Raw genomic sequence first — 22,582 nt, 5'->3', positions numbered from 1 at the left:
AATGATAAAAAAATTCCCTCAAACGAGGGAATTTTTTTTACGCTGACAACCTAATCCTTTAGACAACGAACACTGAGTCCATAGCGAGCAGCCTTAGGATGCACTGCAGCCGAATCATTATCGAAATTTAGGGAAACTAAGTAAAAGGCATTGCCTCCATAACCTGTCGATGCCCAAAACTGAGTTTCTTCGTCCATGCTATAATAAGTATTTTTAATCGAGTAACCTACGGGTAACGCAGAGAATTTGTAGTCATCATTCCCGTTACCTTCGCTCTTCCATCCAGAGGTAGATTTGAGCGCCTTGCCAGCAGCGGCTTCACCCCCAAGTTCATTTATTAAAGTAAGCCATTCAGCTTTGCTCGGCAAATGCCAGCCGTCTGGACAAGCATTTTTTGCCGCATAATAGTTATAGAGTCGGCCGTATTTTCGACAATTTGCTTTATCATCATTGAAACAATAAGTATGACCTCCTTCCGAATCATACCTGAGATTTTCAGCCATCCAAACCTGTGACTTAATTACCGTCGTTTTATAAATTCTCCAATCGCGGTAATCCAGCAATCGATTTTTCATCTCATCAGCCCCTAAAAGACCATTAAGCGCATTTATCGCACAATCATCTGTAGCAATCCCAGCCGGCCCCAACATGCCACAAACGAGAAATGCCATTACTACAGTATTATCATCTACATTCATATTATCTCCATAATCACCGCTATACACCTGCCATACATCCATTGATGTATTCAGATCCGTATCCTCAGGGTATACAACCCGCAATTCTCCCTTAAGTCGCTCATCGGAATCATTCTTTTTTACATGGATTTTTACAACCGCATCACCCGAGCCTGATTCGGGATAAATCGAATCAATGAAAGTCGTCCCATTTTCAAAACGCCATTCTCCGCTGGACTCCACACTCATTTCGTAAAGACCTTCACCCATGCCAAGAATCAGCGTATCGCCATTGGCTAGCATATCACCAACCCAGATAGAGAGCACTTTGTCTTCACCGTTTGCGTCACTAGAACTGTCCGAATCCGAACAGGCGATGAAACCGACCGCACACAAAGCAAGTGCGATTATCGTGAATTTATAACTTTTTGCAAAGCTCATGATTTTTTCCTTCTTTGACGGATGTTTTTTTGTAAAATAATTCTTTTCAACACGAATTCAAAAAAAAAACTCGAACAATACTCCAACTTAGAATAGTCTATATACAGAAAAATTCCCCCAAGTGGGGGAACTTTTTGTTATACGGGTAAAGTTATCGCCAAGTCATTTTATTCCTGGATGATGCGGAGTTGCACTTCATCCCAATCATTGTTATAATCAAGGACACTCGCATCATACATTATATCAACAGAACCTATCTTACCATCCGGTTTGACATAGCCATAATAATTCCTACTCCTACTATCATTCCACTTTACCGCACTAAAACCAAGTAAGCCACATTCTTTCTCAGAATCGCAATCTTTTTTTCTAAGCATCGCTTTTCCTATATTTGACAAGCCATTCTTTTTAAACTCATTTTCGATACTTTTGAAAACCGTATCAGATGGAATTTTCCAACCCAGCGGAACATATTCTTCAACCTCAGTTGCATCGTACTTTCTCCACATAGGGTTTGCCCCAACTACTTGACCAGACCCAGGTTGTCTAAAAAAGCCTTTTCTCGTTGTGCTACTTGCATAGTCTTGACGAATCCAAACATGGTCGAAAATTTTGACTAGCGGATAATTATAATCAAAATCTGCGCTGATATTTTTATTAATAATTTTCGAAGCCAAATAGGCATCTTCAACCGTACCCACATGAGTTTCTGTCCCTTCAGGAGCTGTACTTAACACGGAAGTGCCTCGGATATAAATCTTCTTTGCTGCACCGAAATCCATATCGGCATATTCAACGATTGCTGCATCCGTCCCATCCCAACTAACACGAGCCGGCTTATGGTCCTTATCACCAATGTAGAAGCCCAAATTATAGCGCACCTTGTTGTTGATTACAGGGTAAATGACCATCACCTTTTCCTTGATGTTCAGGAGCGGCACAAACTCCAAGGTCGCCTTTGCCACCAACTGACCGCCAGAATAGATATCCTTGATCAAAGTATTCGTATCCAAGTCTTCAATCTTGGGCACATCAATTTCGGTCACCGTACCGCATTCGTAGTAGGCGTTAAAGTCCGAAGCAAACGCCTTGCTTTCCATATATTCCTTGAGCAATTTTTTACGTTTCGCAGTCGAATCACTGATTGTTTCGTCAATCAATTCATAAAGCGGAACCAAGCCATCGCTCGGGAAACCAATAAGGGCGCCCTTCCCCTTAGCTACGGAAGCTTTCCAGGTATCCACATCCGTCGGATCCAAGGCCCGATTCGTAGTGTTCATCAATCTTGCGCCTACTCCGGCGTCGCCACCGTAAACATGCACCTTAAATGACATATTCGAGTTATTTTCTTCAAAACTCTGTTTCATTTTAGATTCCATCGAGCCTTCGGCCTTAACAGCAAGCCCTTTATAAGCAGCCTTGGCAAAAACCTCCAAATCATACGAGGAAGTTACCTTGGACACATCCACCGTCATGGACTGACGAATACGACCACCCACTTTCGCTCCCATTACAACATGCGTTCCGTATCCCTTAATCAACCTTCTAAAGCCCGCATTCGTCGAAGGGAATTTCTGGCCAGTGCGCCCCAAGCCATTGATAGCGTAATAGGCGGACACGATCATACTTAAACTATCAGCCAAAATTTCCAAAGGTACTTCCGAGGTAATCGTCTGCGTTGTAACATCGATATAATTCAACGCAAATTCATAATTACTATAGGAGGTCTTGGACATATCAAAAGAAGATTTCATCTCTCCCGAGAAAAGCGCCGTGCCACCTTCTATTTTGGTCTTGACACCCAGCTTAAAACTGATGTCCGAAATTGTCGACCCGGTAACTGTCGTTTCATCCAAAGTCTGCGTATTGGGACCATAAGCAAAAGTCCCATCTTCAAACAAGGTTTTGGTATCAAAAACTTCCGACTTAATCGCACTGGGATCAAGGTAACCTTCTGTCGATGATATCATATCGTAACCATAGCCCATGGCATAGGCCTTGTTTGATTGTGAAACATCATTCGCATTGTCATCGTAATCGCCACTATACTTCTGCACAACGGTAATCGTCTTGTTCAGGGAAGTGTCTTCAGGGAACACAATGCGCAAGTCGCCCACAAAACGTTCGTCCAGGAAGTTCGTAACCATACGAATTTTGACGGTCGCATCGCCGTTACCGGATTTTTCGCTAATCGACTGAATAAATTCCGTTTCATCCTCGATGCGCCATTTTCCGTCAGCTTTGATCTTGAAATCGTAGGTGCTGTCCATCATGTCGAACACCAGCGTATCGCCGACAGTCTTTCCCAAGACTTCGACCGAAATCGCCGTTTCCTTAGCGGAGGAGCCATTGGGATCATCTGAATTGGAGCAGGCCGTGAGGCCCAAGGTTGCGGCGCAGGCAAAACCTACCGCCACAGAAAATTTGAGGGTATTGATAGACATGGCAGAATCTCCTTCTTGTAATTCCACTTTTTTCTCTATAAAATATTTCTTTTCAAAACAAAGTCAATAGAACATGCGAAAAAAATACCGCAATTTCACTGCACCCTGTATTATTCCAAATTGGAACATCTTGCTGATAATTATAAAAAATTCCCTCAAACGAGGGAATATTTTTGTTGTTCAGAAAAACTAATCCTTTAGACAACGAACACTGTTTGCGTTGTACTTTACCTCTTCGTTCAGATAGGCATCGTCTTTAAGCGCTTCTATACGTACCAAGAACGCAGTATAGCCGTGATCATCTGTCGAAGTCCAGAACCGTGCTATATCACCTAAGGAACGATACTCGCTATCCTTGTAACCTGCAGGCAAAACGTTAAGGCCGTAGTCATCACTTCCGTTTCCATCGCGCAGCCAGTCTGAAGTAGATTTGAGAGCCTTGCCCTTATTATTTACAATTCCATAAAATAATTCATTCCATTCGTACTTACTCGGCAAGTGCCACCCTTTGGGGCACGCCTCCATAGCCGCATCCCATTCGTAAAGTCGACCATATTTTTTACAATTATCCGCATTGTCGTCATAGCAATAGCTATTCGGTGTTTCATACAGAAGATTCTCTGCCATCCAAAGTTGCGAGCCGATTTTTTCCAATTTATACATTTTACCATCACGGGGATCAACCCTATAATTTTCACTCTTCTCAAACGCATCCGTCAGGCACTGTAACGCAGCCTCCTTGCTAAACAGTCCAATAAAACTACAAGCGAAAATCGCACCCATTTCAAGAGAATCAAAAGAAGCGTCATTATCTTCATAATCTCCGCTATACATCTGCCTCAAATCAATGACTGTATTCAGACTAGTGTCCTTGGGAAAAACGACACGTAATTCCCCCTTACGCTGCCCCTCTGAATCATTCTTTTTCACATGGATTTTCACATCCGCATTACCCAAACCCGATTCCGGCAAGACCGAATCGATAAAAGTGGAATTATTTTCGATACGCCACTCACCGTTGGATTCCAGATTTAGTTCATAGAAGCTCTCCCCCTTGCCAAGCAACAGCACGCCACCGTTGACAGGCGTCTCACCCAATTTGATAGAGAGCACGTTGTCTTCACCGTTTGCGTCACTAGAACTGTCCGAATCCGAACAGGCAATGAAACCGACCGCACCCAAAGCAAGTGCGATTATCGTGATTTTATGGTTTTGTGCAAATCTCATGATTTTCTCCTTCTTTTGGGGAAACACTTTGTTTCAAATGTATAGTTTTTATTTACAATGTCAAGAGAAAAAAATCCGCAACATTATTCCAACTTAGAATAGTCTATATACAGAAAAGCGGACCTTATAGGACCGCTCGTTCGTAATCTAAGGTTTTGATCGTCTCTCGTCTGTAGCCGCGAAGCGGCGTCCTTTCGTCTAGACTAGAACTGGGAGAGGAATCTCTGGTCGTTGCTGGTCAGGAGGCCGATTTCCGGAATCGCGTGACGCAACATCGCGATACGGTCGAGACCGAAGCCGAATGCAAAGCCCGTGTACTTCTCGGAATCGATGCCGCAGTTCTTGAACACGTTCGGGTCCACAGAACCGCAACCGCCGATTTCCATCCAGCCGGTTCCCTTGCAGCGACGGCAACCCTTGCCACCGCAGAACACGCAGCTCACGTCCATTTCGGCGCTGGGCTCCGTGAACGGGAAGAAGCTCGGGCGGAAACGGGTCTTGACGCCTTCGCCGAACAGCTTGTTCATGAACACCTGGAGTACGCCCTTGAGGTCTGCAAAGCTGATGTTTTCGTCCACCACGAGGCCTTCGCACTGCTGGAACATCGGGGCGTGGGTCGCATCGTTATCCACACGGAACACGTGGCCCGGAGCAATCATGCGGAACGGCGGCTTGTGCGTTTCCATGTAGTGGATCTGCGTGCCGGAGGTATGCGTACGCAGCATCACCTTGTCGTCCACGTAGAACGTGTCCTGCATGTCGCGGCTCGGGTGGTCAGGAGGCGTATTGAGCGCCTCGAAGTTGTACCAGTCCGTCTCGATGTCGCGACCGAAGTCCACCTCGAAACCCATCTGGCTAAAGAAGTCGATAATCTCTTCGCGCACGTCGTAAAGCGGGTGCGTCGAGCCCGCCGGGATGCCTGCACCCGGGAGCGTGGTATCTACAAAGCCGCTTTCCAGTTTCTTCTGGAGGGCAGCCTGGTTCGCGGTCTCGATAGCCTTGTCGATTGCCTCGGAGACGGCGACCTTAAGTTCGTTCACGAGCTTGCCGTAAGCCGGGCGTTCCTCGGCGCTCAAGCTTCCCATCTGCTTCATGAGGTCGGTGACGGCCCCCTTCTTGCCCAGGTACTTCACGCGGAGGTTGTTGACGGCTTCTTGGTTCGTAAGGTCGGTTTGCGCAAGTTCTGCGTCAAACGCCTGCTTCACATTGTTAATAGCTTCACTCATAGTGGCCGTTAATTTAGAAATTTTTTCATGCTCCAACTGCCGATTTTTTTGCCGTCGTGCTCAATTTCACATTCGTGAAAAACCTCGTAGCCGCGTTTGCTGTAAAAGTCGAGATTTTCCCGTGAATTGGTAAATAGGGCCAACTGCTTGCCGCCACGTTCCCGCACGTATTCTTCCATATAGGCCAGAAACTGTGTGCCGACGCCCTGCCCCTGCGCAGACGGGTCCACTTCGAGCATGCTGAGATACCAGATATCCGGCCCCGATTTCTGAAAATCGTGGCAGGGTTTGCTGGCGTTTTCGTCCATAGCTATAAATCCGTTGATTTCGCTCCATTTCGTATTAAGGTACACACGCCAAAAGCCGTGTATAATGTATTGAAACGCGGAAGGTTTCTTGAAACCGGGAGCCTCCAGTGTTGCTCGGGCAACCAACTTACCGTCACGATGCGCCGACAACAAGTCAGCCTTTCCATAGCACGCTTTTAGGACGCATTGCATAAAAATCTGCAGTCCCTTTCGGCTTTTTTCCCTATCAGGGAAATAGAGCGTAACGTAGTCATAATCTTCGTACGCCCTTGCCATAATTAAGCCGGCTTCGTCGAGTTCTTCGCGAGTCTGTAACCCGAATTCAAGTTTACTTGCCATATAGAGATCCCCTTCTATTCTGATTTCGCTTTCCCAGTGAAATTCGTACTCGTAATCTTAAATACGGTCACGGTAGCGGCCTGCTCGGGCGTGAATTCGAACTTGTGCGGGGCGCCTGCGGCTTGACGTTCCATCAGGAGCGAGAGCCCACGGCATTTCTCGGCGCTGTCCTCGACGATTTCGGCTTTACCCTGCCCGACAACGCTTGCGTAAAAGCGCCCGCTCTTGCAATAAACGTCTTCGTGAATTTCGATGCGGTTCTCGACGCACATGCTGAACGCGACATTCGGATTTTTGCGAATGCAATCGAGTTTCTTTCCTATGTGCGCACAGTGGAAGTACAGTTCCAAAACGCCGCTCTCCAGGCTGTACCCGAACGAAAGCGGGATCACGTAAGGCATTCCCGCACCGGCATCGTCTATCATCGCGACATGGCAGGTCGTACACTGTTCAATAATTTTTGCGATATTTTCGTCGCCTAAAACTTCTCTATCTTTGCGTCTCATTATTGCCCCAGCAAATGCATAATCACGGGGCGGTTCTTACCCGCCTCAGTTTTATGTATGGTAAGCTTACCGGTACTATCGTAGCTGAACTGTTCCCCCACACGTTCGCCATTAACAAAAGTAAGGCTGTCGCGGAGTACGCCGCTCTTGTACCAATTACGTAGAATGCCTTCGCGCTTGCCATTTTTCCAGAAGCCTTCGCTGGCAAGCCCGCCTCCTAAACTGTCCGGGAAAAAGCTCCGACTTTCGGCAATCTGTCCGTCCTTCCAAAATTCTTCGTACAAGAGGGAACGTCCCGGCTTAAAGTAGCGAACCGTCGCCGGGAACTTACCGATACTTTGTTTAAAATCAGCACTCTGCGCCAAATTAGAGCTGTCCAGTATACCTTTGATTTCCCCCACATACGAAGTCTCGGCGCAGAACTTGGACATGTCACCATCGCAAACGCCATAGACCACGCCAGAGTCCTTCAAGTCACATTCCCGAACCACATTTCCCTGTTCATCGAACCACCGCCACACGGAGTCTCGCTTTCCGTCCGCCCTCCAATATTCCTGTTTCATAGGGGTTCCGTCGGCCCTGTAATAAGTCACCGCCCCAATCAGTGCACTATCCTTGCCTGTAGCCCCCTTGCCCAGTACGCCACTCACGCGCACGCGGCCGGATCCGCAGTTTGCCGAATCCACCGTTTCGCCATAGCTTTCGTAATACAAGGCGAAAGGTCCCTCCAGCTTTCCGTTCTTGCAGGTAAATTCCTCCAGCAAGCGACAATCCTTCGAAAAGCGTTTCAAGTATGCAATACCCTGGGTTTCGGCAGAAACGATTTCGCGCTTCGGGTCCCATTTGGCATGGCAGTTTCCTTCCTGTTCCAGCGCCCCGTTATCAAACCACTTTTTCCAAACTCCTACCGCCAAGCCGTCGTCATTGTAGTGTTCTTCGAAAGATTTTTCCCGATTGTAATGCCAACCTTCCCAGTCGCCTATGGGGTGGTCATTTTCATAGTAGCGGTACGCCTCTATCTTTTTATCGCTAAAAAGCGACGTCCACTTGCCATCTTTAAGTCCTTTTTTGTAATGGCCAAGCAAGGCTACATCGCCAAAGCCCGTCCAACGCTTGAAATCGCCATGAGGCACGCCGTCTTTGTAAGGGATTTCCAATTCCTTGATGCCGTCGGTGTACCATTCGTTTCTCTTGAGAATTTCACCATCGGGGTACACCCATATGGAGGTCTTTTTGGCGCCATTCGCATGTTCCGCAAGCACCTGCTCTTGGGCTCGCTCCACGGTACACCCCCAAAAGGGCGCACAAACCGCCAAAAACATCAACAATCGGAATTTTTTCATAGCTATCAAAGTATAAAAAAGTTAATTTCTAAAAAAATGCTAGAGTTAAAGAACAAATCCATTGCCGATACCTGTAACGCCAGAATCCGCTCCCCTTGGGCGTGGGTTGTGTTGGCTGTAGCTATCGGGCTCACCATTCTGTTCTATTTCTCCCAGAAACCGCAGATTATCATGTACTCCCGTTACATCAAGACTCTGTCGGATTACCAGCTTCAAGAATCTTACGCCCTACGCGGAATGGAAAGGGTTCGCATCGGTTACGGAGTCGACACCGTCTTCGTGCAGGCGCAGACCATGAACCTCCGAGAAATCGCCGTAGCCTTCTCCCGAGAAATGGACGAAATTCAACGATTAGGTATCAAGGCTCCTTCACGGTCTTCCGTCGAACGTTTCGAGCGAGAGGTGCTGGCGAAGGTGTCGAGCATGCGCCGCTACGCGGCAAGCCGCCACCAGTGGCTTGAAAAGTTGCAGGTCGTCAACAACCAGGCAGCAGGCCTCCCCGCAAACATCCAGATTCCCGTACGAGGCATTCTGGATTCCGCACGGGCCGGCTACATGGTCGGCATGGCCGGCCTCGGCGAAAGTATTGTCGGCGCCATTCCCGATTCCACTAAAGAAGCCATTCTCGCCCTGCTCCAAGAAAACGAAGAACAGACGCTTGCCTGGAGCCGATTCAACAACGAACTGGCCGTCATGTACAGCGAAGACATGATTCATTTCTTCCAGAGTCAAAATATCGAAGAGATGTCGCTAAAGTCAAAAATACCCATGGCATTTTACTTCTTGACTCTCGTACTGATGCTTTCTACCTTCTTCTTTATCTTTAAGTCAAAGCAATAAGGAACTCATGCGATTCTTTACTTCTAGAAAACCCGCTCTTCTGAATTTTTCCTTGCTGCTGATTTTTTTGGCAGGGTGGCTTCTGTCTTACCTGCTGCCGGCCCTCAAAGGCCTCTTGCAAGAAGAACACCTGTTCTACGGAACGGTTTCGCACGCTGCCATCCCGAGCATTTTCGGCGGAACCAACATTCCCTTTTTCGACAAGACCATTTTCCAGATTAACGGCGACGACCAAGTCAACTTTATCCTGTACGCTTCGGAAGAAATCCTCGCCAACATGTCCGAATGGTACAGTTTTGCAAGTCCAAATGCAGGCGATGTACCTCTTGAAGTTGCAGCAAGTCGCGTCGACGAACACACATTTATCGTGCACAGCATGTCTTCTACCGACGGCGAAGTCGACTTCGACACGCTCGTCATCGATTACCAGGTTTACTACGCCTTTATCGGTTGCGCCATTGTAGCGTTCCTGGCAATATCGTCCCTAACGCTGTTCATCTTGTGGATCGTAAAAAAGAGACGTTAATGGCAAGCGGTTAGGACATGACAAAGCGACTTATCCTTCTTCTGCTGGCTACAACATTTTGCTTCGCAAACCCGGCATCGGACACCCTTACTGTACACATGAAGCGGCCTATACAAGGCTCCGTCATGTTCCTGGCAACAAGCCTTTCGAGCGACATGCCTGTAGGTGTCTGGAGAGGCATAAACAAAAAAGATACGGCCGGAACTATAGTTTGGTTCCACGGCGGCATGACTAGCAACAACTGCCAGAAGGGACTCGTTGCTGGCGGCGCTCTTTCAAAAATGATGCCGGACTACACCATCGTCAGCGCCTCGGCCTGCAAGCAAAGCCACTGGGTTGAACCTTCCACGATCGAGGCCCTGGATGACGCCCTGGACAGCCTCGCCAAGCGCCAGAAAAAAGACATCGAAGAAATTTCTCTAGTAGGAATCTCGGACGGATCCTTAGGTGTTATCGCCTATAGCCTCTGGGGCAAACGCAAAATCAAGAACCGCATTCTCATGAGTTCGTACGGCGAAACCCTCGGACCGGCAGCACAGGTCGCCGTGCAGGCTCCGCTAAGAACAGGACGTTGGAGATTCATTCAGGGCGGAGCCGACCGACTCTACCCCTCCGAAAAAACAATCCCCTGGATTCAGGAGTTCTGCAAAAACGTGGGCACCGCATGCGACCTCAAGTTTGACCCGCAGGGCGAGCACGACTGGAGCTATTGGCAAAACAAGCGCAAAGACTGGATTTTGGATATTTTTTCCAAATAACCCTTGACAAATAAGGCAAAATTTTCAAAATTTGGCTTACCCCACGCGGATGTGGTGGAACTGGTAGACACGCTAGATTCAGGTTCTAGTGCCTGCAAGGGCATGAAGGTTCAAGTCCTTTCATCCGCACTGAAAAACCGTCGAAGCAATTCGACGGTTTTTTATTTTCTCCCACAGTCCACCGCCCACTTCCTACTGTCTACTTCCTACTGCCTACTTCCTACTTTTTACTACATTCGCATGCATGGATAACTTCGAAGACTTTTTCACGGCGACATTCGAAACGGCTACGCTAGCCAATAGCGTAGTGACGCTCAAGGGTCTGCGAGAAAATTCCGAAGGTCCAACCTCTGCAGATTCAATCTTGCAAGCTATCGAAAAATCCCGCGAACACCTTTCGGAACACCTCCCCTGGATCCGCGACACCGACATTTTCGACATCAAAAAACGCATCCGTTCCTGGGTCCTGAACGAAAGATTCGCCCAAGGCGGCTGCTGGCTGATTTTCAAGAACACTGTCGACGAAATCTCGGCGGGTCCCGCCTCCCCCATGGCCGGCGCCATCATGATGGACGTCAAGCTTTCGAACCGTTCCGCCACCTTGAGTTACTGGCTTTTTAAGGATTATACAGGCCAAGGGCTCATGACCGAAGCGGTAAAGCTTCTTTCTGCCTACGCATTTACCACCCTCAAACTCAACCGGCTGGAACTTTTAGTTTCTGTACACAACGACAAAAGTACCGCCGTCGCCAAGCGTTGCGGGTTCAAGGAAGAGGGCATTTGTCGCGATTTTGAGCTAATAAACGGCAAATTTGTGGATCACAGGCGTTTTTCACTACTCGCCCGCGATGTATATTAATGGTTACAATGGTTACTCGGGTAAACGGGAAACTTAAAATAGATATGGTTTTTGGGGGCAAAGACTTCTATTTTTTAAAGCATGGATAATGGAGAAAAGCTAAAACTCGTAGAACCAGATATCCTGCAGTACACGAACTACAGGGTATTCTTGCGTGATTATTACGAGTATAAAAAGAAAACCTCGACCGCGTTCAGCTTGCGGTTCTTTGCCGAGAAGGCAGGGCTTTCTAGCCATGCCCATCTAAAGCTCGCAATCGACGGCAAGCGCAACATCACCAAAAATACGGTCACCAAGCTTATTCACGGCCTGGGTCTCGAAAACCAGCGCGCCGCTTACTTCGAAAGCCTCGTGTTCTTCAATCAGGCTCAAACCGACGCCGACAAGCAGATTTACTACGCCCAGCTCATCAAGGCAAGCCCCCGTTCAAAGCTGCACAAGATGGACAAGGCTCAGTTCCGTATTTTCCAGGAATGGCACCATTCTGTAATTCTTGAGATGGTAGGGCTCAAGGATTTCCGCCCCATTCCTGACCAGATATCCAAACGTCTTCGCGGGCTCATTACGCCCGCCCAGGTCACCGAATCGCTCCAGTTGCTCTTGGAACTGGGACTTTTGGTCAAGACCGCCAATGGTTACCGCCAGCGCGACCCCCTGATTACGACCGACGACGAAGTGCAAGACCTGATGGTCAAGATGTACCATTTACAGATGCTCAAGCTCTCGGCCAACATGCTGACGGAGCTTCCGGGCCCGGAAAGGGACGTTTCAGCGCTCACTTTTGGAATTAAGCGCTCAGATTTCCCCAATTTGAAAAAACATTTACAACTAATGCGAAAAGAACTACTAGATTTCTCTGCAAAAGCCGGAGAAGCAGAAGATGTTGTGCAAATCAACATTCAGCTCTTCCCTTTGACCCGAGGAGTGTGATGAAATTCTTTTTGTCCATAGCCACGATTGCCGTATACGCCACCGCGTTTTTGTCTTTGGTTGCTTGTTCCAACGACAAGTCTATGGCTGGTATCGAAATCGGCAATCCGACTCTTGCCGAAGGCGATACGACAACAACTGATACGACGGTCACGGACACTTCCTCTACTCCGGACACCACAGTCAAGGATACCACGGTCAAGGACACCGCCGTTAAAAAGCAGCCAGCCCTTCCGCTGGTTGCAGACTTCTCTATCGATTATTCCGACATCAACGTCAAGGCTCTCGCCAAGGGTGCAGACAAGGACGAACCGATTCTCCTTGATACCTTCTCGTTGGTACTGACTCAGCTACGTTCTTTCTCAAGCTACTACTACACGAGCTTGACCGTTGATCCTGTTGCCGGATTGCAGCTGTGGCCTTACGAAGACGCCCCTGACGAATCCCTTGAAATCTCCTTTACTCAAGGTTCCTCCATCGAAGACCCCTTCAAGGACATCGACCTGAACGAAGAAGGCTACCTCAAGGAAATGGGCGTCGGTTTCACTCCTAACGAAACCATGGCCATTTTCGGTCGCATCCTTATCGACAACAAGTACGTTCCCTTCGTCTACAGCCTTTCGAACTTCCAGACACTGATGTTGCGTTACCATTACTCGCAGATCGATACTGCTGGTGGCAAGGCAAACTTGTCTGTAATCTTCCGCGTCAAGCTGTTCACCGACGGAATCGACTTCTCTGGAGTCGAAGTTGGCGAAGACAGCGTCATCCACATCGACTCCAAGTACAACTCGGCTTTGTGGAACGCCATGAACGATCGATTCGTGACTAGTTTCCAGCCGTTGCGCTACGACTACACCACAGTCGCAGGCGATGCACACTCCGAATACGTTATTGACATCTGGAAGGGTATCGCCGCCAAGAAGGGCCAGAACACCATCATCAACGGCAACTTCGCATCGCCCTTTACCACCGACTGGATTTTGATGAAGCAGTTCGGCGGACGGGCCGACACGACGCTGATTATCGAAAAAGGCTCCAACGAACGCATTATGCAGGTAGACGTCACGACAGGCGGCAAGCATTCCTACAGCGTGCAGCTGATTCAAGAAAACGTGGCCCTGATTGCCGGCGTCCAGTACCAGTGCGTATTTACGATTTGGTCCAATGTCGAAGGACAGATTACGGCTCGAATCGGTTCGTACAACACCTACGAAACCGTCGGATTCCAGGAACATGTCGAAGTGCATACCACGGGTCAGTCTGTCGGAATTACCTTCACTCCGGAAGTCAACGACCCCTTCGCTAGATTCGAACTTAACCTTGGCGGTTCCGAACGGACCTTCTGGATTAAGGAAGTCAAGGTCTTAAGAATCAACTAAAAACAAAACGCATTTTAAGGCTCGCCACGGCGAGCCTTTTTTGCTAAATTTTCGTTACTATGGCAACTATTCCTACCCGTAAAGACAATCTCGTTATAGAAAACATTCGCCCACAAATCGAAGGTGGGCGCTTTATGCTCAAGCGTGAACCGGGTGACACCGTTACGCTCACCGCGGACATTTTCCGCCACAGCCACGAAAAGTATGATGCGGCAATCTTCTACCGCCACGATTCCAAGAAGAAATGGGAAAAGGCTCCCATGCACTTTGTCGATAACGACCAGTGGGAAGGCTCCTTCACGGTCAACAATATCGGCTACTATGAATACAAGATTTGCGCCTGGACCGTAGAACCCAAGGACGAACCGACCGAAAGCCCCGTGATGAAGCTCCGCGTGGACCCGTCTTACGCACGCATCGGTACTTGGTACGAAATGTGGCCGAAGAGCCAGGGCACCGACCCGAAGAAGAGCGCCACCTGGAAAGACTGCGAAAACCAGCTCGACTACATCGCAGGCCTCGGCTTCGATACCGTTTACCTAGTGCCGATTCACCCGATCGGTGTCACGAACCGCAAGGGCGCCAACAACGCCTTGCACGCCAAGGTCGACAAGAAGGGGAAACCCTTGGAACCGGGTTGTCCGTATGCCGTAGGTAACAAGAACGGCGGCCACTATGACGTGGACCCCGAACTTGGTTCCATGAAGGATTTCGAACACTTTGCAAAGGCCGCCCGCAAGAAGGGACTTCGCCTCGCACTCGATATCGCACTCAACTGCAGCCCCGACCATCCGTATGTGAAGTCGCATCCGGAATGGTTCTACCACGAACCGGATGGCAGCATCAAGTTTGCCGAAAACCCGCCCAAGAAGTACGAAGACATTTACCCCTTCGACTACTACAACAAGAACTACAAGGCCCTGTGGCAGGAAATCGAAAACATCATCTTGTTCTGGGCTGACAAGGGCATTGAAATTTTCCGTATCGATAACCCGCACACCAAACCTTTCCCGTTCTGGGAATGGCTCATCGCCGACGTCAAGGAAAAGCGTCCGGAACTCGTGTTCCTCGCCGAAGCATTCACCCGTCCGAAGATGATGCATCGCTTGGCCAAGTCGGGCTTCGACATGAGCTACACCTATTTCGCCTGGCGCAGCGCCAAGTGGGAATTCGAACAGTACCTCAAGGAACTCACGCAGTCCGATGCCAAGGAATACATGCGCGGCATCTTCTTCCCGACGACTCCGGATATCTTCCCGAAGTATCTCGCCTACAAGGGCCCGAACGCTTTCAAGCAGCGCTACTTCTTGGCCGGCACGCTTTCTAGCCTTACCGGCATGTACAACGGCTACGAGCTCTGCGAAAATATTCCGAGCCCCATCAAGGAAGAATTGCAGGACAGCGAAAAGTACCAGTACAAAGTCCACAACTGGACCGGCCCGGGCATTCAGGACTTCGTGCGCCGCGTGAACACTGCCCGCCAGGAACACATCGCCCTGCAGGAATACGACAACCTGGACTTCCACTATTGCGCCAACGACCAGTTGATGGTGTATTCCAAGAAGTCCGGCGAAGACGTGATCCTCTGCGTATGCAACATGGACATGGACAACGTCCAGGAAGGCACGGTGGAACTCGACATGAGAAAGCTCGGTCTGAATGATGATTCCTTCTTCTTCTTGAAGGACTTGATTACCGACGAAAGCTTTGTCTGGCGTGGCAACAAGAACTACGTGAAGCTCGATCCCGCCAAGGCTCCTGGTCACCTGCTGGTGCTCAAGAAGATCTAGTTCTTTCGAGACTTTATTCGCAAGGACCGCTACACAGCGGTCCTTTTTCTTTATATATTAAAAGCATGATCGATATTTATTCGCTTGCTAAAAATCCGTTCGTTTTCCAGAAACAACGCACCATCACTTCGGCCTACATCGACGTTTCGGGCAAGATGGGCCTTGCACAGACGGTGCTCATGGTGCAGGACAACTTTACCGAAAACTTTGGCGCCCTCAAGATGGACAACTTCTGCGTCAATGAAAAAGGCGGTTACTGGGCAATCACCAAAGCGAAATTCAAATTTTTCCAGCGTCCCTATTGGCGCGACAAGGTAGTGACCACCTCGTTCCCCGCCGATAACGCCCCCATTCGCACTTACGAAAACACGGCCGTCACGACAGTCGAAGGGGAACCCATCATTCTCGCCGTTCAAGAAGCCTGCTGCCTCAACTTGGAAACGCATCGTCCGATGAAACTTTCCGCGGTAGACTTTCCTGCAGAAGGTTCCCCCGAACCCTTTATGGACAACAAGTTCACCAAGTTCGCCGTGGAACCCGAAGAATACCAGGAAGTGTACCGCCAGAAGGTGCTGCCGCAGCATATCGACATGTCGCACCATATGAACAACATCGAATACGTAAAGCTTGGTCTGAATGTGTTCAGCGCCGCCGATATCGAACTTTGCATTCCGGCGATGCTTGAACTGCATTTCTTAGGTGAAACCCGAGAAGGCCAGGAAGTCACGATTTACCGAGCCGACAAAATGGGTGCGACCTATATGAAAATCGAAGACGATTCGGGACGCCAAGTCTTCGAGATGAAGCTGAAAATGAAATAGTTAGAATTCGCGGAAAAATTCCGGACGGTGGAAATCCGGTTTTTCTGTTTCGATTTCAAAGGCGCTCAGGTAATGGGGCGCCTTTGCCTTATCAGCACACTTGTAAAGATTACCCTTTAAAGTAACGCCTTCAAAGCTTTTTAAGCCGAAGATTCTTGCAGGAATCTGAACCGTCATTCCCCAGCAAACCAGGTTTCCTGCGACGCTGGCAAGTTCCTTCCGACGAATAACGGAATCAATTTCCGCTTGGGAAAGCTTGGTGCGAGAATGACGATCGGGGCCTCTAGCCGCAAGCAGGTAGCCGCGGCATGTAGTTTCGAAATTAAAGTATTCAGCAGGGTTTGCCGGATTCTGCAAGAAGATTTCAACGCAGGAATCCTCCCAGCTGGAGCCGTTGTCTTCCATGACTTCGGCACGGAAGCAGTCCGAAGGTTCTTCCACAGAAAAACGGACCGTAAAATAATCCGAAGAAAGTTCACATTCGGCAAAAACCGTCGGAAGAGATTTCCCCTGGTTCGCCACCCAGTTCATATTCGGTTTCAAGAGCATGCTCAAAAGGTAGTAAAGTGATTAAAACAGTGTTTTAATCACTGATTTAATCACTCGCCAGATTTTCGCATTTGCCTAAAACGGCGTTTTTGAACCGTTTTCTCAATTTCATAAAAAGTGGCACGCTTTTTGCAAAACTGGATTGCTTCAAGAAAAGCAAAAACACATACAAACTAGGAGGCCAACATGGCTGCAAAAGAAAAAACTCACGAAAAAGAAAAGAAGGAATGGAATGCTTCCGGTGCATTCGACTGCCTCGCTGTTACTAGCGTCCAAGTTTATCCCTTTAGAGAAGGCCCGTCCATGGGACATATCAAGGGCTTGGCATCTATCGTTCTCAACGACCAGTTTCTGATCCGCGGTCTCCGCGTCATGGAAGGTGAGAACGGCATGTTTGTGGGTTACCCCGTAGATCCGTTCTTCAAAGGCGAAGAATACCGCAGTGTCTGTTTCCCTATGGCAAGGAACCTGCGCGAACACATCGAAAACTGCGTCCTTGAAAAATACCAGGCATCTGTAGTATAGGTTAATCATTATGTTCCGTCGAATCCGTTCTTATTGTCTGTTTGGAATCAAGGCTGTCCCGGTAAGCGTCGAAGTAGACGCCTCCCAGGGACTGCCGGGATTCACTTTGGTTGGTTTGCCTGACAACGCAGTAAGAGAGTCTAGAGAGCGAGTCATTTCCGCGATTCGCTCGGTAGACAAAGTGGTGACGGGTTTCCGTACAACGGTAAACCTGTCGCCCGCGGATTTACGGAAAGAAGGGAGCGCCCTGGACTTGCCCCTTGCTATTGGGCTTTTGACTGCAACCGGAGAGATCGAAGTTCCCGACTTAGACAATCTCGTTTTTGTCGGAGAACTTTCGCTTGATGGTCTTCTGAAGCCGATCCGGGGCGTTCTCTCCTTCGCCATGAGTTTATCCAAAAAGTCAAAAGATATTCTGGTCATCCCAAGAGCAAACGAACAGGAAGCTTCGCTTGTTGAAGGAGTCCGCTATGTATGCGCCGACTCGCTCAAGGAATGCGTCGAAAAGCTAGAAGCCGGAGCGATAAACTCCGCAAAATGGGCTAAGGGGTTCAAGGACCAGAACACGCATTTTGATGTGCCCAAAGATATTCCCGACTTTAAAAATGTCGTCGGCATGGAAAGCGTCAAGCGCGCCCTCGAAGTCGCGGCCGCAGGCGCCCACAATTTCCTTATGGTTGGCTCGCCCGGAGCGGGCAAGACCTTGTGCGCAAAATGCTTGCCGGGCATTTTGCCCGAAATGACAGAGCTTGAAATCCTAGAGACATCCCGAATCCATTCGTGTGCACGCTCCGCGGGAGATTCAGAAGATTTCAAGCCTGTCATGGTCCGCCCGTTCCGTACCCCCCACCACAGCGCCTCTATGGTGTCATTGGTGGGGGGTGGCACCCGGCTAAAGCCGGGTGAGGCGAGCCTCGCCCACAACGGGGTGCTGTTCCTCGATGAACTGCCCGAATTCAACCGCTGCGTCCTGGAGGCTTTACGCGAGCCTATGGAAGAGGGCAAGATTTCAATCAGCCGCGCTAGCGGGACCATCACTTGGCCCGCACGGTTCATGATGGGGGCAGCGATGAATCCCTGCCCTTGCGGCTACGCCATGGACCCGAAGCGTGCCTGCACTTGCCTGCCCGAGGCACGCAAGCGCTATCAGGAAAAAATCTCGGGCCCGCTTCTCGACCGCATCGACATCCAAGTGAGCGTCCCGCCCGTCGAAGCCTCGCAATTCGGGAAAAAGACACTCGCTGAGTCTTCGGCGGAAATACGCAAGCGTGTTTGTAGCGCCCGCGAAATCCAACGCAAGCGATTCGCCAACACCGCTATCAAGACCAATGCGGAAATGTCCTCGGACTTCGCCAAAAGCTGTTGCAAGCTTTCAGCCGAAACCGAAAAATTCTCCATCAGTGCCGCCGACAAAATGGGTCTGAGCGCCCGCGGCTACTACCGACTATTAAAGGTCGGCAGAACGATTGCCGACCTTCGAAATTCAGATTCCGTTGAAATTATAGACCTTTCAGAGGCTCTGCGCTACCGCGCCTTCAGGAGCTAGCGAATCACCTTGATGCTGGATTCAGCGCCAGCACTCTGGGGAATCGACAGGGGCTTGCGGACAGAAACTTCCGCGGCCACCGTCTTGGGGTAATGGTTCAAGATATACTTGGCCGTTTCAAGCACCAGTGTTTCTTCTAGCTGAAAAGACGACCTGCAGACAAAGTCCTGCACGTCGTCAGCCAATTGCACATAATCAATTGAATGAGCAAGGTCTTCATTTCGGGCAGCCAGAGAGAAATCCAGCCACACCGAAATATTCATGACAACCGGCTGCACATTTTCGCGCTCGTAAGGGAGCGTTCCAATAATGCAGTTGAATTCCAAATCACGTATCGTGATTTTTCCGGTTTCAATTACCATACGAAGAGAACGACAGCACCTGCGATAGAGGCAGCGGAAACGCCAAGCCAGATGTTACGGGCGGAGGTGTAAGAATCCTGGGTCTTCTTGTCTTCGTCCATGCGCTTCTGCAAGTCGCGCAGGTTCCAAGTATCTTGCCTTACCTGCGAAGCCATTATCTCTTCGCACTTGGAGTCGCCTTCGCAAGCGCTCAAGATCTGGGCGTTCAAGGTCTTCAGGTTGTCGTAGGCGTCCTTAGCCTCGTTAGCCTTGCTGTGCTGCATAATGCCGATCACGGCAGCAGTGACAGCGAGAGCGGAAAGACCAACTGCGGTCCAGAAGCGGACTTCGTCAGCAATACCGAAACGGTCGCCCACGTCTCTTGCAGCATCGGTTGCAGTGTAGTCGCTGTCATCGATCGGAGCGGAAGTCTTGTACTTGCTGTAGTCTTCATCATCTTCGTCTTCGCAATCCGGATCGTATTCGTCACATTCTTCAGCCTGGCTGCTCGGAACAGCAGGAGCGGCGGCAACAGATTCTTCTTCCTCTTCTTCTTCAGCAGCAGGAGCGGAACCTTTCAATTCAACAGCCTTGCCATCGATATACACAATTGCGGTCGAAAGGCCCGGAGCATAGACGGCCTTACCATCGAAGTAAACCTTTTCGACATCCTTATCGGCAGCAGCACCGCGGCGAGTATAGAGCTTAGCCTTAACGAGCTTGGAGTAGTCAACGCCTTCGGCAGTCATCGGAGTCATCGAGGAAACGTCGCCTTTACCGCCCTGGTAGAGCTGGTAGGCCGTTTCAGATTCACCAAACGGGTCTTCAAACTTTTGACGGACAACCATGCGGCCAGACTGCAGAGACTCAACTTCTTCTGCCGGAGCGACCTTCAATTCGCCACCGAATTCGGCTACAATGTAATCGTCAGGAGAACCTGCATCCGTGGCGGTGAATTCTTCGATATCGTATATGCTAGCGAAAGCGGATACGACAGACAGGCAAAGGACCATCAAAAGTGAACGTTTCATTTATTACTCCAAAAGGTCTAATTTTTTGATGGAAATATATAAAAAAATGCGGATAATTGCACTAAAATAATGCTTTAATAATATACAATCGTGCACATAACGTTCTCCCGCAAACCCTTTGTTTACCAATGTTTACACAAAGCGCACGGCTTGTTTTATACAACCATAAGAGTTCTGATTTTACTATATTTTAATGCGTAAAATTTTAACCTAAAAAAGAGGATTGCTACAATGGCAAAGCTTTCTATTGAAGATCTCGAACTCGCCGGCAAGCGCGTGTTCATCCGTGTTGACTTCAACGTTCCGCAGGACAAGGTGACTGGCGAAATCACCAACACCAAGCGTATCGAAGCCGCTCTCCCGACCATCCAGTACGCTCTCGACAAGGGTGCAGCCGTCGTGCTCGCTTCCCACCTCGGCCGTCCGAATGGCGAAAAGAACATGAAGTACACGCTCGCTCCGGTTGCTAAGAAGCTCGAAGAACTCATCAAGAAGCCGGTGAAGTTCCTCCCGGATTGCGTTGGTCCGGAAGTTGAAGCTGCCTGCGCCGCTATCAAGCCGGGTGAAATCATCCTCCTCGAAAACCTCCGCTTCCACATCGAAGAAGAAGGCAAGCGCAAGATCAAGAACGCCGATGGCACCGAAACTAAGGAAAAGGCCGACAAGGAAGCCGTCAAGGCCTTCCGCGCAAGCCTCACCAAGCTCGCTGACGTTTATGTGAACGACGCTTTCGGTACAGCTCACCGCGACCACTCTTCCATGACTGGTGTTGAACTGCCGCAGCGCGCTGCCGGTTTCCTCATGAACAAGGAACTCAAGGCATTCGACCAGGTGCTCAACAATCCTCCGCGTCCGTTCCTCGCCATCCTCGGCGGTGCCAAGGTCGCTGACAAGATCCAGCTCATCAACAACCTCCTCGACAAGGCCGACAAGATCATCATCGGCGGTGGCATGGCTTTCACCTTCAAGAAGGTTCTGAACAACATCGAAATCGGTTCTTCTCTGTTTGACGAAGAAGGTGCCAAGCTCGTTCCGGATCTGATGGCCAAGGCCAAGGCTGCTGGCAAGGAAATCATCCTCCCGGTTGACTACATCGCTGCTGACAAGTTTGCTGCCGACGCTGCTACCAAGGCTGTCTCTGACGCCGAAGGCATTCCGGCTGGCTGGATGGGCCTCGATGTGGGCGCTGAATCCACCAAGCTCTTCGTGAACGCTATCAAGTCTGCAAAGACCATCGTTTGGAACGGTCCTGCTGGCGTGTTCGAATTCGAAGCCTTCGAAAAGGCTACCAAGGCTATGGCTGACGCTATCGTCGAAGCTACCGCTGCTGGCGCAATCACCGTGATCGGTGGTGGCGATACCGCTACGGCTGCCAAGAAGTACGGCGCCGACAAGAAGGTGACCCACACCTCTACGGGTGGTGGCGCTTCCCTCGAACTCCTGGAAGGCAAGGTTCTTCCGGGCGTTGCCGTTCTCACGGACAAGTAATTTGTTTATTTGCGTCCGCGATACGGCGTCACGAATCCGCTCGCCGTACGCTTTGTACGGCTTCGGGCTTCGTTCCTGGTCTCGCTCGCAACTAACCTAATTCCTGTTATTTAAAAGACTCCGCTTTTGCGGAGTTTTTTCTTTTTGCAATCAACGGTTTGCACGCTTTGATTTTTAGTTTTGTATATTGAGTTTTAGAAATCTTTAACAAGGGAACATCTTATGTCGATTGCGGAATTTTCGAAACAATTCCACGCAGACCATCGCGGCAATTGCGCGATGGCTGTAGCGTATGGTTACGCTCGTGCAACGGGCAAATCTGAAGTGGAGGCCACAGCAACGGCGCAGATGTTCAAGGAATTTGGTGGCGGCAAGGCACCGAACGGTTCCTGTGGCGCTCTCTATGCGGCAAAAATGATGCAGCCCGACCACGCCGATGCCATCGAGGACTTTTTCAAGCGCGGCGCACAGAACTTTACCAAGTGCAGCGAAATCCGCCCGAACAAGGTTATCCCCTGCAACCGCTGCGTGGAACTCGCCGGCGAAGCGCTTGATTTTTTAGAATCTAAGTAAATTCAAAACTATTCTAAAAAAAGTGACCCGCCGGCATAGCCGGCGGTTCTTCATATACGGGCATAGCCCTAGGATACTAGCAACGCGTTGCACGCGTTGACGGCCTGACACT

22 protein-coding genes and 1 tRNA gene are annotated in these 22,582 nt (G+C 49.6%); 13 read left to right on the top strand and 10 right to left on the bottom strand.

Annotated features, from left to right (window positions below; translation table 11 throughout):
• Positions 1-50: 50 nt before the first annotated feature.
• From BUA40_RS14275 to BUA40_RS13155, 7 genes are all read right to left on the bottom strand, one after another.
• Positions 51-1,118 carry an FISUMP domain-containing protein gene (locus BUA40_RS14275; RefSeq protein WP_083585417.1) on the bottom strand — a complete coding sequence of 356 codons (1,068 nt, stop codon included), beginning with the start codon at positions 1,116-1,118 and terminating at the stop codon, positions 51-53.
• A gap of 167 nt (positions 1,119-1,285) precedes the next feature.
• Entirely contained in the window at positions 1,286-3,562 is a 2,277-nt protein-coding gene (locus BUA40_RS13180) for an MAC/perforin domain-containing protein (protein ID WP_072801316.1), read from the bottom strand.
• Positions 3,563-3,751: 189 nt separating this feature from the next.
• Complete coding sequence (locus BUA40_RS14270; RefSeq protein ID WP_083585416.1) at positions 3,752-4,789, bottom strand: FISUMP domain-containing protein; 1,038 nt, start codon at positions 4,787-4,789, stop codon at positions 3,752-3,754.
• A 203-nt stretch (positions 4,790-4,992) separates the two neighbouring features.
• On the bottom strand, positions 4,993-6,015 hold the full coding sequence (gene pheS, locus BUA40_RS13170; protein WP_072801315.1) for a phenylalanine--tRNA ligase subunit alpha: 1,023 nt from the start codon (positions 6,013-6,015) through the stop codon (positions 4,993-4,995).
• Positions 6,016-6,023: 8 nt separating this feature from the next.
• Complete coding sequence (locus BUA40_RS13165; protein ID WP_072801314.1) at positions 6,024-6,662, bottom strand: GNAT family N-acetyltransferase; 639 nt, start codon at positions 6,660-6,662, stop codon at positions 6,024-6,026.
• Positions 6,663-6,676: 14 nt separating this feature from the next.
• Positions 6,677-7,168 carry a pyridoxamine 5'-phosphate oxidase family protein gene (locus BUA40_RS13160; RefSeq protein WP_072801313.1) on the bottom strand — a complete coding sequence of 164 codons (492 nt, stop codon included), beginning with the start codon at positions 7,166-7,168 and terminating at the stop codon, positions 6,677-6,679.
• Positions 7,168-8,511, bottom strand: a complete 1,344-nt coding sequence (locus BUA40_RS13155; RefSeq protein WP_072801312.1) for a toxin-antitoxin system YwqK family antitoxin — start codon at positions 8,509-8,511, stop codon at positions 7,168-7,170. Before BUA40_RS13155 ends, BUA40_RS13160 begins: the two co-directional genes overlap by 1 nt.
• Positions 8,512-8,547: 36 nt before the next feature.
• Between BUA40_RS13155 and BUA40_RS13150 the strand changes: the two genes are divergently transcribed.
• The 9 genes from BUA40_RS13150 to BUA40_RS13110 all read left to right on the top strand — a co-directional run bounded on the left by BUA40_RS13150 (position 8,548) and on the right by BUA40_RS13110 (position 16,417).
• Positions 8,548-9,351 carry a hypothetical protein gene (locus tag BUA40_RS13150; RefSeq protein WP_072801311.1) on the top strand — a complete coding sequence of 268 codons (804 nt, stop codon included), beginning with the start codon at positions 8,548-8,550 and terminating at the stop codon, positions 9,349-9,351.
• Between the two features lie 7 nt (positions 9,352-9,358).
• Positions 9,359-9,877, top strand: a complete 519-nt coding sequence (locus tag BUA40_RS13145; protein WP_072801310.1) for a hypothetical protein — start codon at positions 9,359-9,361, stop codon at positions 9,875-9,877.
• Between the two features lie 98 nt (positions 9,878-9,975).
• On the top strand, positions 9,976-10,635 hold the full coding sequence (locus BUA40_RS13140; protein WP_178299654.1) for an alpha/beta fold hydrolase: 660 nt from the start codon (positions 9,976-9,978) through the stop codon (positions 10,633-10,635).
• A 45-nt stretch (positions 10,636-10,680) separates the two neighbouring features.
• Positions 10,681-10,764, top strand: a tRNA-Leu gene (locus tag BUA40_RS13135).
• 115 nt (positions 10,765-10,879) lie between these two features.
• The gene (locus BUA40_RS13130; RefSeq protein WP_072801308.1) at positions 10,880-11,494 is read left to right on the top strand and encodes a GNAT family N-acetyltransferase; all 615 of its coding nucleotides are present in this window, start codon (positions 10,880-10,882) and stop codon (positions 11,492-11,494) included.
• 81 nt (positions 11,495-11,575) lie between these two features.
• Positions 11,576-12,424, top strand: coding sequence for a TIGR02147 family protein (locus tag BUA40_RS13125; protein WP_072801307.1), 849 nt, complete (start codon positions 11,576-11,578; stop codon positions 12,422-12,424).
• Positions 12,424-13,806, top strand: coding sequence for a carbohydrate binding domain-containing protein (locus BUA40_RS13120; RefSeq protein ID WP_072801306.1), 1,383 nt, complete (start codon positions 12,424-12,426; stop codon positions 13,804-13,806). Before BUA40_RS13125 ends, BUA40_RS13120 begins: the two co-directional genes overlap by 1 nt.
• Before the next feature lie 59 nt (positions 13,807-13,865).
• The gene (locus BUA40_RS13115; protein WP_072801305.1) at positions 13,866-15,596 is read left to right on the top strand and encodes an alpha-1,4-glucan--maltose-1-phosphate maltosyltransferase; all 1,731 of its coding nucleotides are present in this window, start codon (positions 13,866-13,868) and stop codon (positions 15,594-15,596) included.
• A 65-nt stretch (positions 15,597-15,661) separates the two neighbouring features.
• Positions 15,662-16,417: an acyl-[acyl-carrier-protein] thioesterase gene (locus BUA40_RS13110; protein ID WP_072801304.1), complete on the top strand. Its 756-nt coding sequence runs from the start codon at positions 15,662-15,664 to the stop codon at positions 16,415-16,417.
• Here the strand turns inward: BUA40_RS13110 and BUA40_RS13105 are convergent, their stop codons facing one another.
• Positions 16,418-16,966: a carbohydrate-binding family 9-like protein gene (locus tag BUA40_RS13105; protein ID WP_072801303.1), complete on the bottom strand. Its 549-nt coding sequence runs from the start codon at positions 16,964-16,966 to the stop codon at positions 16,418-16,420.
• A gap of 186 nt (positions 16,967-17,152) precedes the next feature.
• Between BUA40_RS13105 and BUA40_RS13100 the strand changes: the two genes are divergently transcribed.
• Entirely contained in the window at positions 17,153-17,491 is a 339-nt protein-coding gene (locus BUA40_RS13100; protein WP_072801302.1) for a SpoVG family protein, read from the top strand.
• Between the two features lie 10 nt (positions 17,492-17,501).
• Positions 17,502-19,037 (top strand): YifB family Mg chelatase-like AAA ATPase, encoded by a 1,536-nt coding sequence (locus BUA40_RS13095; RefSeq protein WP_072801301.1) that lies wholly within the window; start codon positions 17,502-17,504, stop codon positions 19,035-19,037.
• Here the strand turns inward: BUA40_RS13095 and BUA40_RS13090 are convergent.
• Both BUA40_RS13090 and BUA40_RS13085 read right to left on the bottom strand, forming a co-directional pair.
• The gene (locus tag BUA40_RS13090; protein ID WP_255369317.1) at positions 19,034-19,399 is read right to left on the bottom strand and encodes a dihydroneopterin aldolase; all 366 of its coding nucleotides are present in this window, start codon (positions 19,397-19,399) and stop codon (positions 19,034-19,036) included. The genes BUA40_RS13095 and BUA40_RS13090 overlap by 4 nt on opposite strands.
• Positions 19,393-20,409, bottom strand: coding sequence for a hypothetical protein (locus BUA40_RS13085; protein ID WP_072801300.1), 1,017 nt, complete (start codon positions 20,407-20,409; stop codon positions 19,393-19,395). The genes BUA40_RS13090 and BUA40_RS13085 overlap by 7 nt, the downstream gene beginning before the upstream one ends.
• A gap of 231 nt (positions 20,410-20,640) precedes the next feature.
• Here BUA40_RS13085 and pgk point away from each other — a divergent pair, with 231 nt between their 5' ends.
• The gene (gene pgk / locus BUA40_RS13080; protein WP_072801299.1) at positions 20,641-21,897 is read left to right on the top strand and encodes a phosphoglycerate kinase; all 1,257 of its coding nucleotides are present in this window, start codon (positions 20,641-20,643) and stop codon (positions 21,895-21,897) included.
• 222 nt (positions 21,898-22,119) lie between these two features.
• A complete protein-coding gene (locus tag BUA40_RS13075; RefSeq protein WP_072801298.1) occupies positions 22,120-22,470 on the top strand; it encodes a hypothetical protein in 351 nt (116 codons plus the stop codon).
• Positions 22,471-22,582: the final 112 nt, after the last annotated feature.

The organism is Fibrobacter sp. UWT2 (assembly GCF_900142545.1).
Taxonomy (GTDB): domain Bacteria; phylum Fibrobacterota; class Fibrobacteria; order Fibrobacterales; family Fibrobacteraceae; genus Fibrobacter.
This window is presented reverse-complemented; position numbering and strand designations above follow the sequence as displayed.